Raw genomic sequence first — 12,130 nt, forward strand, 5'->3', positions numbered from 1 at the left:
TTGTCTCGCGCTTCGGACAGGAGAATTTTCTTAACGTTCACAGGAATTATTTTCTTAACGCTGCGATTTCCTATGTCGCTTTAAAGTCATATTTAGAAATAGTTTTCAAAACTTTAAATATAAAAGTTATTTCATTGATGAGGCTACTTTTTTGTTGGGTTTTAATTTCTTTTGTCTTAAAACAAAAGAAACAAAAATTCAAGACCTGGACCTCTTCGCTAAAAATAAATCCTGTTCTCTAAAAATTCTAAACTTGCGCGAATTCCATATTTCTTAATCAGTTCTGAATTTGTCTCGCGCTTCGGACAGGAGAATTTTCTTAACGTTCACAGGAATTATTTTCTTAACGCTGCGATTTCCTATGTCAGGTTATTTATAAAATATTCGGCCTCACTTTGTGAGGCCGAATATTTTATTTATTATAGTCTGATTAGAATTGCATTTCAGGAATTTCACCTTCAATGATCAGATCGGCTTCTGTAGCTTTGATAATGTCTTCTACTGAAACTCCCGGTGCTCTTTCCACCAGTTTGAAACCTGCCGGCGTTACATCCAAAACGGCTAGTTCAGTAACCACTTTTTTTACACAGTTTACTCCTGTTAAAGGAAGTGTACATTTTTTAAGGATTTTGCTTTCTCCTGCTTTGTTTACGTGCATCATTGCAACAATAATATTTTCAGCAGAAGCTACCAGATCCATAGCACCTCCCATTCCTTTCACCATTTTTCCCGGAATTTTCCAGTTGGCAATATCACCGTTTTCTGAAACTTCCATTGCTCCAAGGATAGTAAGGTCTACTTTCTGACCACGGATCATCCCGAAACTGAATGCAGAATCGAAGAATGAACCTCCTTCAAGAATAGTAATAGTTTGTTTTCCGGCATTGATGACATCGGCATCTTCTTCTCCTTCAAAAGGGAAAGGTCCCATCCCCAAAACTCCATTCTCACTCTGGAATTCTACGGAAATACCTTCCGGAACATAGTTGGCAACCAAAGTAGGAATTCCAATTCCCAGGTTTACATAATAACGATCTTTCAGTTCTTTTGAAATTCTTTTGGCAATTTGTTCTTTTGTAAGCATAATAAAAACTTAGACTGCAATTTAATTATTTTCACTTGAATACAAAAGGGCTTTGTTGTATTCAACAATTAACACCGTTAGTTAAAATAATATCTGTAATTTTGCTCCATTATTTTAATCGAATGAAAATACTTTTTAAATATCTTAAACCTTATCAGTGGCTGATTCTCATTTCCTTATTTTTGGCTACTATTAATCAGGTTTTTTCTTTATTTGCTCCTGCTATTACAGGGAATATCCTTGACCAGCTGGTTACTCACCCTAATTTTTTTGATAAAGAAAAATTACTTCCCCGAAATCTGAATGAATATTTATACGGAAGCACAGTATACCATGGCGCTTTTTATTTCCTGGGTTTGCTGATCGGGACTGCAATGATAAGTAGAATTGCCAAGGCTTTTCAGGATTATGTAGTCAGTGTGATTACACAGAAGTTTGGGGCTAAAATATTTACAGATGGTTTAAAGCATTCTATGGCCCTTCCTTATCAGGAATTTGAGGATCAGAGAAGTGGTGAAACCTTATCTATTTTAACGAAAGTAAGAGAAGATACTGTAAAATTTATCACCAATTTCATCAATATTTTCTTTGGAATTTTAGTCAGTATTATTTTCGTTTCAGTGTATGCGATCCGTTTACATTGGTCGATCATGCCGGTTTATATCTGTGGAATTTTTCTGATTGCTTTTGTCACCAATCTATTGAGCAAGAGAATAAAAGGGATCCAGAAAAGTATTGTTACCGAAACCACTGCTTTAGCCGGAAGTACGACAGAAAGCTTAAGAAATATTGAAATTGTTAAGAGTTTAGGATTAACCAACCAGGAAGTGATCCGTTTAAATAACAATACTTATAAGATCCTTGGTCTTGAACTGAGAAAGGTGAAAAGCATCCGTTCTTTAAGTTTTATCCAGGGAACGATGGTCAATTTTCTTCAGCAAATGATTACCCTGACTTTATTGTATTTAATTTTTAAAAATATTGTAACTCCGGGACAATATCTGTCTCTTATGTTTTATGGTTTCTTTATTTTCGGGCCGATGCAGGAAATCGGGAACATCATTATTTCTTACCGTGAAGCGGAGGCTTCTCTTCAGAATTTTGACCGTTTAATGAAAAAGGAAGTGGAAGAAAAGCCTCTTCATCCTAAACAAATTGGTGCTATTGAAGAGCTGGAATTCAAACACGTTTCTTTCAAACATCAATCTGCTCAATATAAGGCTCTAAATAATATTTCTTTTGACTTGAAAAATGGAGAAACGATTGCTTTTGTAGGGCCGAGCGGTTCCGGGAAAAGTACATTGGTCAAGTTATTGGTTGGATTATACAGACCTCAGGAAGGAAATATTTTCTATAACGGTATCAATGGAAAAGAATTCGATTTTGATGAACTGAGAAATCAGATTGGTTTTGTAACCCAGGACACCCAATTATTTGCAGGGACTATTAAAGAAAATCTTCTTTTTGTAAATCCGGCCGCTACTGAACAGGAAATTGCCATTGCTTTGCAAAAGTCAAGCTGTACAGGTCTGCTTGAAAGAGCAGAAAAAGGCATTGAAACGGTTATCGGTGAAGGTGGTCTGAAGCTAAGTGGTGGTGAAAAACAAAGAATTGCCATTGCACGAGCTCTTTTAAGAAAACCTCACCTTTTGATTTTTGACGAAGCTACTTCTGCACTGGATAGCATTACTGAAGAGGAAATTACGACCACTATAAAGGACATTTCAAAAGAAAAGGAACAGATCACTGTGCTTATCGCTCACCGTTTAAGTACAATTATGCATGCAGATAAAATTTATGTTCTTGAACGCGGGCAAGTAGTTGAAACAGGTTCCCACAGCAATCTGATTTCAGAAAAAGGATTATACTACGCCATGTGGAGACAACAAATCGGAGAGAGAAAGACACTTACTCCTCAATCATAAAAAAAGCGCTGAAAATACATTCAGCGCTTTTTTTTATGATCTGAGCTTATTCTTTAGTTCTCACTGTTCTCTGCTCTATTCTTTTTTCAAACGTTTCTCCCTGGAAAATTCTTTGAATCATGATTCCCGGAATGTGGATTTCGTTCGGGTCTAATTGTCCCGGTTCTACCAATTCTTCTACTTCAGCAATCGTAATCTTCGCGGCGCCTGCCATCGGATGGTTGAAATTTCTCGCAGATCCTTTGAAGATAAGGTTTCCGGCGTGGTCTCCTTTCCATGCTTTTACGATAGAATAATCTGCTTCGTAAGCGTGTTCCAGAATATGAGGTTTTCCTTTAAATTCTTTTATTTCTTTTCCTTCTGCTACTTCTGTTCCGTAGCCTGCAGGGGTATAAAAAGCCGGAATTCCCGCCTGAGCAGCTCTGCATTTTTCTGCTAAAGTTCCCTGTGGAGTAAGTTCTACGTCCAGTTCACCTGAAAGCATCTGTCTTTCAAACTCGGCATTTTCTCCTACATAAGAAGAGATCATTTTCTTGATCTGTCTTTTATGAAGCAGTAATCCTAATCCGAAATCATCTACTCCTGCATTGTTTGAAATACAAGTCAGATCTTTCACATCACTTTCTACCAAAGCATTAATTGAGTTTTCAGGGATTCCGCAAAGTCCAAATCCGCCAAGCATCAGTGTCATTCCATCATTAATTCCTTCGATGGCCTCCTTTGCATTTTTTACTCTTTTATCTATCATGAAATATTAGATTTTTCTGTTGGCTAAATTTAATAAATTTTCTTGTATATCCGATGACCGGAAAAGATTCTGTATTTCACACTTTTTTTAAATACCTTTCAAAAACACATTACAGTTAAAATTTCACCACAAGAAACGAACAAGCCTGTTCATTTTTTATCGTATTTCTCGTCAAATTGATTTATATTTGAACCTTTAAATCCGGAAATATAGGATATTTTATTGTTTCCGGATATAATTTATTTTTTAACACAATTCTCAATGTAAAAATTATTTCACAGCAGACTATTACTGTCTCTTCTCTTTCTTTTGACCTTCCGCAGGTTTACAATTCAATACCGATCATCACATTAATCATATATAAAAACCAAAGCTTAAATAAAATCATGAAAAAATTATTTACCTCAGCATTACTTGCATTGGTACTCAGCATCAACGTGTATGCGCAGGAAAAAACTTATTTCGATGAAAACTGGGAAAAAACGACCCAGGATAAAATGGAATACTACCGTGAAACAACTCCTAAGGGAAAACTTACCCTTATTAAAGATTTCTACAAGGATGGAAAGCTCCAAATGGAAGGTCTTGCTTCTGACACCACTCCCAACAGTGAAGTTTTTGACGGAAAAGTAACCTGGTATACTCCTGAAGGGAAAATCATGAGTACAACGACATTTTCTAATGGTAAGCAGGTAGGTGTTTCTCAGTCTTATGATGAAAAAGGAAGACTTACAGAAGATGTAGTTTATAAGGCTGATGGTACTTTCGATGGAAAAGCATTCGTTTATAAAGATCCTGAAAATGAATATTTTTACAACAGTATTACCACTTATGAGAAGTCTTTACCTGTAAAGACTATTGTTTATGATGAAGATGTAAAAGGAATAAGGTACGAGACCTATTCTAGCAAAGACGGCAGCAACGAAACCAAATATTATGGAGAAAAAGGAAAACTGATTGGTACAGCTTCTTCAGGTTCCGGGGAAAGCCTATTAGTAGACTATTATCCAAATCCGATGAGGATTTCTAAAATCGAAAAATATAAAAGTGACGGGAGTGTAAAGGAAGGGGTTGTTTATGGTAAAAACGGAAAACTGCTGCAGGAGCAGAAAAACAGTAAAAAAGACGGCTATAAAACCACTTATGATGAATCTGGCAAAAAAATAGGTCACCTGGTGTATCAGTACGATAAAGAAAGTGATATTTTCAAGCCAGTGGAGGGTGAAGATTATCAGCTTAGTTATGATTATACCAAGACGTCTGGTATTGACGTATACCAAAACGGATCTATTGTATTGAGTAAATCTTTTGACGAAGAAGGGAAATTATTGTCTGAAAAAACTTTAAAAGAGTATGTCACTCAGGAGATTAAATACTATTCTCCGGATGGAAAACTAAAATCTACGTTGACCTATAAAGATGAAATGCCTTATAATGGTACTGCTTATGAAGGTCTTAATGAAACACAGTATAAAGACGGTATCATTGTGAATACAAAAAGCTTCTCTGAAGATCATAAGCTGAATTATGAAAAAAAGATGAACTCTAAACAAACCGCTTATGATGCAACGATTTATGATAATAAAGGAATTGTTTTGTACACCTTTAATCAGCCCTTGAGCGAAGAGGGAAATGATGATTACAACTTCACAGCACAAGTGGTACAATACGTAAAGGGTAAGCCTGCCAGCAAGTCTTCAGTAAAAGGAGGTATTCTTCAAAGCGGAAAGATTAAACTAAGAACAGGAAATGGATCAAAAGAACTTGAACGCAGTGGAAAATGGATCCTGTTAAAAGTGTATAATACGGAAGGAAAGCTTGTTCAGGAAACCAAAACTCTTGCTGATGCACAAGGAGAATATGTATCTGCTGAAAACCAGACGATACTCAATGAGGATGATTTATACTATTTTGACTAATCATTACCTATATATTAAAAGACGGTTTCAATTTTTGAAATCGTTTTTTAGTTAGCACAAGATCCGTAAAAAATTAAATGAAAAAGAGGCTGTCATTTCTGACAGCCTCTAACATTATAATTGTGTGTAGTTTACTTTTTATTGAATGATCAGTTTTAAAGTAAATAGTTTTCTTCCATGTACTTTTACAAAATAAACACCTGCCGGAAGGTTCTCATTCACCAGAGAGAAACGTTGATTATTGATATTTTTCGACACATATAATAATTCTCCTGAAGCTGAGACTAATTCAATTTTTTCAATCGGGTAATCACTTTTGATAAAGGTAGGCTGCCCCGGTTTCGTTGGGTTCGGATACAACACTACATTTTTCTCTGTGCTCCTTGTTTCTTCAGTTCCCAACGTTGGGGAAGCAACCTGAAACTGTACTCTGTTCGAAACTTCTGTATAAGAGTCATTGGTAAACATGACCATATAATAGTTTCCTGGAGTTGCAGGTACCGCCGTTCCCTGGATTGTTTTTGTTCCCTGAGTTACTCCATCAAAATAGGTATAAGAAACAAAATTATCATCCGGCGTCTGAACATTTTGTGGGTAAATTCCGAGCCAGTCTTTGATGATTCCCGGAGAATCCGTCCATGAAGCAGTGATATTTTCGCCTAAGGTATATACCGGTTTGTTGATCCATAAATCGGTAACGATATCTCCTACTTTAAAGAATACCTTCTCTCCGATTCCGTTATATCCGTCTTCCAGTAAGTACTGAGCATAATAATATCCTTTCGGTAGCCCTGTGAAATTAAGGGTTCCTGATGCTGTAGTCACATAGCTCCATTTAATAGAAGCTGTAGTCCCGGCAGTTTGTCCCATTTTATAAATTCCGATCCAGTCTTTCTGTAAATTTGGCCCGTCTGTAAAATTGATGACAACCGTCCCTCCCACAGGATAAGTATCAGCAGTAGCCTGCAGCTGAACTTTTGGTCCTACATAGAAATTTTTCCTTGGTGTGATTTCTGTATACCCACCGTTAGCAAAAAATCCAGCAAAGTATTGACCTTTACTAGCCAAACCATTAGTGAAAGTAGCTGTACCCGCAGTCTGTCCATTGGTGTAGATAAATCCTTGTGAAGTCGTTGAAGCCGGAGTTTGTCCTTTCTTATAGATCCCTACCCAATCCTGCTGATTTCCGGGACCTCCAGTATAAGTAGCGATGATAGCTTCATTCTGGGCATATTCTGCTTTGTTTAAAGTAAATGTAGGATTTGAAACCACACTTCCAGTAATTTCAAACTGCTTCACATCACTCCAGTCGCTCCACTCAAGATTTCTGTCTCTGTAACGCGTTTTCACATAATAGATTCCATTTGGAATAGAATTCGTAGCCAAAGTTGCTTTTGTGATATCTACCCCATCATTCAGGTTTTTGGTCTTATCCGGTGTTCCGTTTCCGTCTTTTCCGAACCAGTTTTCAAAATCTCGGTAGAATTCTTTTTCAATCACAGAAAAATTGGAAGTTTTACTGATCATAAATTGTGTTGTATTCAAAAGCTCTCCATTTGAAGATGAAAAGGCACTTCCATCCAATGTCAAAGGTAAAGTAATCGGACCTGAGAAATTGTTTGTAATAGAAGGCTTCGCTGGTTTAGGCTGGTTTTTATACCGGTGGAAAGAATCTACCAGTACATTATTTTTCTTGTTGTATACTCCTCCGATAGAATAACATTCAATATCCACTTTGCCTGTCGGGATATCTACTTCTACAATCTGATACGTCCAGTCTGTCAATGTTTTCTGAACATCATCAAAATCCTTCTCATTAGACATTCCCCAATACTGATCCCAGGCTGTTCCTCCGGAGATGATCTGATAGTTGGGTGAATCTTTAAGCTGACCTCTGTGGTACAGGTGATGGTGAGCTCCTACATGCATTAAATATTTGTCAGAAGTTACCAGAAGTGGTACTGCATTTTCTCTTACCCAGGTAGAAATATCTCCTACATACTGCTCTGCCTGATAAGGTCTGTGGCTTAAAGAAATAATCCAGTCTACAGTAGCATCATTATTAGCCGCTGTTAAGATCTGCTGAAGCCAGGTCTGCTGTGCAGATCCTGTATGTTCTGAACTTAAACTTACGAATAATACATTACCGGCCTGCTGAGCATAATAATTTTCATTTCCTGAGCTTATTCCTTTATAACTAATTTCATCAATATAAAAGTGGGCATAGTAAGAATTCATACCCATCGTACCATAAGTTTCATGATTTCCTACAGTGGTCTGAATAGGCAGATAAGGTGATAGTTTAATATTCTTTTTAAAGTGAACATTCTCATAATGATCCAATGTTCCCACATCTACCTGATCTCCCACCATAAAAGTAAGGGCAATATTATCAGACGGATCTGAAGTGGCACCGAATTTTTCCTTTAATTTCTTGTAAGCATTCAAGGTAAGAGTGTCATATCTCGGTTCTGCTTTGATCTGGTTGTCTCCCATGATCAGGAAGCGGATCTTGCCATTCGCAGTTACAGGTTGTCCTGGTAAAGGAAGTGTTCTGAAATTATAAACAGCAGACTCACTGGTTCCCGTTTTTATCTTATAATAATACTTTGTATTCGGCTGCAGATTAGTAACCTTTGCCGTATGATAATAGTAATTGTTGTTGTACCCCGTATCTGAGAAGATATTGGTGGTTCCCGTTACCGTCACACTTAGATTCGTTGGAGAATCTCCATAGATCACAGTTGTTTCATTATTGGAAGCGGTCTTCCAATTGACGATCATAGAGTTCGGAGTCGGATTTTGTAAATAGGGAAACAAAGCCTGCCCGAAAGCCATCTGGACCGCGAAACAAAAAAAGAAGAAATAATGTTTCATAATCGTTTTCGTTTTAAAATAACATATAGAATTTCGAATTGTAAATCAGTCATTTAAAAATCTTTACTCAGATTTTTTACTTCGGGCAAAAGTAGACTTCCCATGTAAACTCAGCCTGATGGTATTTTAAAGAAACCGTTAACTTTTTAACAAAACCTGAATGAAAAAATTATAGTTTTTAGTACATTAAATGTTTGGCATATTCAAAAACTATTTTGTACATTTGCAACCTGTTATTCAACCTCTGACGAAAAGCGTGTAAGTTGCTTAGCCTTAACATTTTATTTTATTAATAATGGATTTATTAAAGTACGTACAAGACAAGTACATTGCGAAAAAAGAATTCCCTGAATTCAAAGCAGGTGATACAATTACTGTGTATTACGAAATTAAAGAAGGACAAAAGACAAGAACTCAGTTCTTCAAAGGAACAGTTATCCAATTAAGAGGTACTGGTTCTACAAAAACTTTCACGATCAGAAAAATGAGTGGTGATGTAGGTGTAGAAAGAGTATTCCCTATTAACTTACCTGCACTTCAAAAAATTGAGGTTGATAGAAGAGGTAGAGTTAGAAGAGCTAGAATTTACTACTTCAGAGACCTTAGAGGTAAAAAAGCAAGAATCAAAGACGCTGCTTACAAGAAGAAATAATTCAGACAACAATACATACAAAAAGAGGCTGTTTACTTATAAACAGCTTCTTTTTTTTGTTAAAAACATTTCCTCAGTTTTTGTATGGAGTTCCGGTTCCCGTTTCCAAAAAGAGCTTCAGGCTTCCAATAAACTGCTTCCAGCCACCAGAACAAATCGTGTAACATTCCACAGCCGGATTCAAACCTATATGGGTAAGCTGCAGCAAACTGCTGTTTTCCTTTTGTTCCATTTCCCAGACTATAGTTGTTCCAATCCATTCTGTCTGATTTTTTAATTCAGGAATAGCAATCAGTGAATCTTCAACAGACCAGATCACTCTTGAATGGGGTACTGCTTCTTTTATTCGTATGGTCTTGTGAATATAGTCTCCAAATCTTACTGTAAATATATCTCCCTTCTTTGCTGATTCACCAATAAACAGCTCAGACCACCAAAGAGGAATCTGATGAATAAGTGCTTCATAAGTCTTCTCTGCCGTAGCCTTGAGTTCAATTGTAGTATTATAATTGTCCATATCTTATATTTTTTATAAAACTATTCTATTGACTTATACAATTTTATGGAAATAATTATTCAATGAACTTTGCATAGGACAAGAAATATTTATGAATTTTTAAACCATTAAGAGCTTTTAAGCAGATAAGATGAGTTAAGAAAAATCTTATATTTTAGAATAGAAGTCATCCTGCCTTTCTTTTACTATCGCATCATACACCATTAACCGTTAACCATTAACCATGTCAAGGTTTAAAACCTTGACATGGTTAACAACTTAGAGAAATCTTTAATCTTTCTTTTAGTTTAAACCCATTCTTTTCCAAACCTCTTTTTTACCTGCTGGACGGTTACTCGTTTTTCATCAGATACCGCAAAGGTGTAGAACCTGTATGCTTCTTGAAAAATTCAATAAAAGCACTGTCTGAAGAGAAATCTAAAATATGAGACACCTCTCCTATTGAATTGCCTTCTACCAAAAGCTCAATTGATCGCTGTAACCGCCATTGCTGTCTCCATTCCTGATAAGACAATCCTGTTTCCTTTTTAAAAATTCTGCTAATTGTTTTCTCCACCGCTCCCGTGCACTCTGCAAGATCTTTCAGCATGGGCGGCATAGAATAACGTAGTGTCCATTCTTCAGCTATTTTTTTAAGGCGTCTGTCCTGAGGCATTTTTAGCTCCAGCTTTTCTTCCGGCGCCTTGTTCATTTCGTCCCAGAACACCTTTAAAAGATGAGTCTGATCAATTTTGAGATCCGACCATTCCCAAAAACAAATTCTTTCGATAATTTCTTTTAATAAAGGATTTACATGTAAAACATGAAGACCGGAACCTATATATTTTTCGGCATAACTTGTATCAAAATAGATAGATCTATAGGCGACAATATTTCGGAAATTTACACGGTGAATTTCATGGGCAGGAATCCAGAGCATTCTAAATGGGGGGAGAACCAACTGCCGGTCAGAAGTAGTGACCGTCATACAGCCCGATGGCGCATACAACAACTGAGCCTTCGTTTTATGAAAATGAAAGCCAGAATCATGCATCACCATATCAGAGGCTATTCCGATTACTTTTCCCAGAATAGAATCTGCATCAAACTCATCATTTTGTCCTAATACAGCCATGTCCTATTTTTGATGTTTTTTGTTTTTATATCATTATAAATATACATTGATTTTTTGGAAACTTTGCAGAAAAAAAATGAAGAAGACAAATCCTATCTGGCTGCTGACTCTGCTCGTCATGCTTCCGCAGTTTGTAGAAACCATTTACAGCCCTGTCTTGCCAATGGTTCAGGAACAGTTCGGAGTGAAGGAAGAATCGGCCACGTTGACAATCAGTTTGTATTTTATAGCATTTGCTGTGGGGGTTGCATTTTGGGGAGTACAATGTGACAGGATTGGAAGAAAGAAATCATTGGAATACGGGCTTATCACTTACGGAATCGGGACTATGGCAGCCATTTTTGCACCCAATTTCATGATTCTTCTTAGTGCCAGGATTATTTCTGCATTCGGAATTTCGGTGGGTTCTATTGTAACGCAGACGATTCTAAGGGATACATATGATAAAGACAATATCAGCAAAGTATTCTCATGGATCGGAATTGGTTTATCGATCAGTCCGGTGGTCGGAATGATTACCGGTTCGGTATTGGCTGCTTCTATAGGACATCAGGGAGTATTTATAACATTATGTCTGCTGGCACTCTTATTTTTTATTCTCTCCAGAAATAAAGTTTCTGAGACTCGCTATTCAAAGAAAACAATCAACATCGGTACTTTGACAGACCTCTTAAAACGGATGCTTCGTGACCCTTCAATCATCAGATGCTGTCTGCTGATTATGAGTTTTAATGTACTGTTGTTTTCGTACTATTCGCTTGCTCCGTTTATTTTTAAAGAAAATCAGTATTCCTCCTACGTTTTCGGATACAGCAGTATTATTCTGGCGGGTGGTACATTTGCGGGAGCACAGCTTAACAGGTTTTTATTATTAAAGAATATACCACCTGAATATTTGATTAAAGCAGGTATATTGTTAGCTTTTTTTGCTTCCATTTTTGTATGGATGCTGGCAAGCTCAGGAATCTATTTTTTAATTCCTTATTTCTTCATTGTTATGGCATTCAGCATTGCGATCCCGAATATTCTGAGTACAGCGCTCGTCAATTATAAAAACGAAACCGGTAGCGCCGGGGCTTTATTGGGGTTAATTTACTATGCTATGATAGGTTTAGGGCTGATAAGTATTGGTTTTATACAAAACCTGGGAATTTCGTGTGTCTTATTTTCGGGAATTGGAGTTTGTACTCTATTATTATTTGAGGGTAAAAAGAATTAATTTTGAAACATTAAGTTTAGTGAAGATGATAAGAATCGTTAAGTTTCATCAAAGATGAAAAATGAAGCAGAATCA

At 36.7% G+C, this 12,130-nt stretch carries 9 protein-coding genes; 4 read left to right on the top strand and 5 right to left on the bottom strand.

The features are described 5' to 3' along the window. Positions 1-430: 430 nt before the first annotated feature. Positions 431-1,084 (bottom strand): CoA transferase subunit B, encoded by a 654-nt coding sequence (locus AC07UM_RS04170; RefSeq protein ID WP_494682348.1) that lies wholly within the window; start codon positions 1,082-1,084, stop codon positions 431-433. 122 nt (positions 1,085-1,206) lie between these two features. Between AC07UM_RS04170 and AC07UM_RS04175 the strand changes: the two genes are divergently transcribed. After that, positions 1,207-3,009 (top strand): ABC transporter ATP-binding protein, encoded by a 1,803-nt coding sequence (locus tag AC07UM_RS04175; RefSeq protein ID WP_494682347.1) that lies wholly within the window; start codon positions 1,207-1,209, stop codon positions 3,007-3,009. 46 nt (positions 3,010-3,055) lie between these two features. On the opposite strand, the gene AC07UM_RS04180 is transcribed toward AC07UM_RS04175, so the two are convergent. Continuing rightward, entirely contained in the window at positions 3,056-3,757 is a 702-nt protein-coding gene (locus AC07UM_RS04180; protein ID WP_494682346.1) for a CoA transferase subunit A, read from the bottom strand. A 386-nt stretch (positions 3,758-4,143) separates the two neighbouring features. Between AC07UM_RS04180 and AC07UM_RS04185 the strand changes: the two genes are divergently transcribed. Beyond that, entirely contained in the window at positions 4,144-5,676 is a 1,533-nt protein-coding gene (locus tag AC07UM_RS04185; RefSeq protein WP_494682345.1) for a toxin-antitoxin system YwqK family antitoxin, read from the top strand. A gap of 138 nt (positions 5,677-5,814) precedes the next feature. On the opposite strand, the gene AC07UM_RS04190 is transcribed toward AC07UM_RS04185, so the two are convergent. Further along, the gene (locus tag AC07UM_RS04190; protein ID WP_494682344.1) at positions 5,815-8,553 is read right to left on the bottom strand and encodes a fibronectin type III domain-containing protein; all 2,739 of its coding nucleotides are present in this window, start codon (positions 8,551-8,553) and stop codon (positions 5,815-5,817) included. A 295-nt stretch (positions 8,554-8,848) separates the two neighbouring features. Here AC07UM_RS04190 and rplS point away from each other — a divergent pair, with 295 nt between their 5' ends. Continuing rightward, positions 8,849-9,205, top strand: coding sequence for a 50S ribosomal protein L19 (gene rplS, locus AC07UM_RS04195; protein ID WP_068942389.1), 357 nt, complete (start codon positions 8,849-8,851; stop codon positions 9,203-9,205). Positions 9,206-9,278: 73 nt separating this feature from the next. Here the strand turns inward: rplS and AC07UM_RS04200 are convergent, their stop codons facing one another. Next, positions 9,279-9,722: an SRPBCC family protein gene (locus AC07UM_RS04200; protein WP_494682343.1), complete on the bottom strand. Its 444-nt coding sequence runs from the start codon at positions 9,720-9,722 to the stop codon at positions 9,279-9,281. Positions 9,723-10,053: 331 nt separating this feature from the next. Next, positions 10,054-10,836, bottom strand: a complete 783-nt coding sequence (locus tag AC07UM_RS04205; protein WP_494682342.1) for an AraC family transcriptional regulator — start codon at positions 10,834-10,836, stop codon at positions 10,054-10,056. Between the two features lie 76 nt (positions 10,837-10,912). Here AC07UM_RS04205 and AC07UM_RS04210 point away from each other — a divergent pair, with 76 nt between their 5' ends. Continuing rightward, positions 10,913-12,055, top strand: a complete 1,143-nt coding sequence (locus AC07UM_RS04210; protein ID WP_494682341.1) for an MFS transporter — start codon at positions 10,913-10,915, stop codon at positions 12,053-12,055. The last annotated feature ends 75 nt before the right edge of the window (positions 12,056-12,130 follow it).

The organism is Chryseobacterium sp. GW821-FHT04C04, assembly GCF_059420365.1.

What these genes read in the sequence shown, in the direction of transcription:
- AC07UM_RS04170 (WP_494682348.1), bottom strand. Translation starts at nt 1,084, where the DNA reads ATGCTTACAAAAGAACAAATTGCCAAAAGAATTTCAAAAGAACTGAAA.
- AC07UM_RS04175 (WP_494682347.1), top strand. Translation starts at nt 1,207, where the DNA reads ATGAAAATACTTTTTAAATATCTTAAACCTTATCAGTGGCTGATTCTC.
- AC07UM_RS04180 (WP_494682346.1), bottom strand. Translation starts at nt 3,757, where the DNA reads ATGATAGATAAAAGAGTAAAAAATGCAAAGGAGGCCATCGAAGGAATT.
- AC07UM_RS04185 (WP_494682345.1), top strand. Translation starts at nt 4,144, where the DNA reads ATGAAAAAATTATTTACCTCAGCATTACTTGCATTGGTACTCAGCATC.
- AC07UM_RS04190 (WP_494682344.1), bottom strand. Translation starts at nt 8,553, where the DNA reads ATGAAACATTATTTCTTCTTTTTTTGTTTCGCGGTCCAGATGGCTTTC.
- rplS (WP_068942389.1), top strand. Translation starts at nt 8,849, where the DNA reads ATGGATTTATTAAAGTACGTACAAGACAAGTACATTGCGAAAAAAGAA.
- AC07UM_RS04200 (WP_494682343.1), bottom strand. Translation starts at nt 9,722, where the DNA reads ATGGACAATTATAATACTACAATTGAACTCAAGGCTACGGCAGAGAAG.
- AC07UM_RS04205 (WP_494682342.1), bottom strand. Translation starts at nt 10,836, where the DNA reads ATGGCTGTATTAGGACAAAATGATGAGTTTGATGCAGATTCTATTCTG.
- AC07UM_RS04210 (WP_494682341.1), top strand. Translation starts at nt 10,913, where the DNA reads ATGAAGAAGACAAATCCTATCTGGCTGCTGACTCTGCTCGTCATGCTT.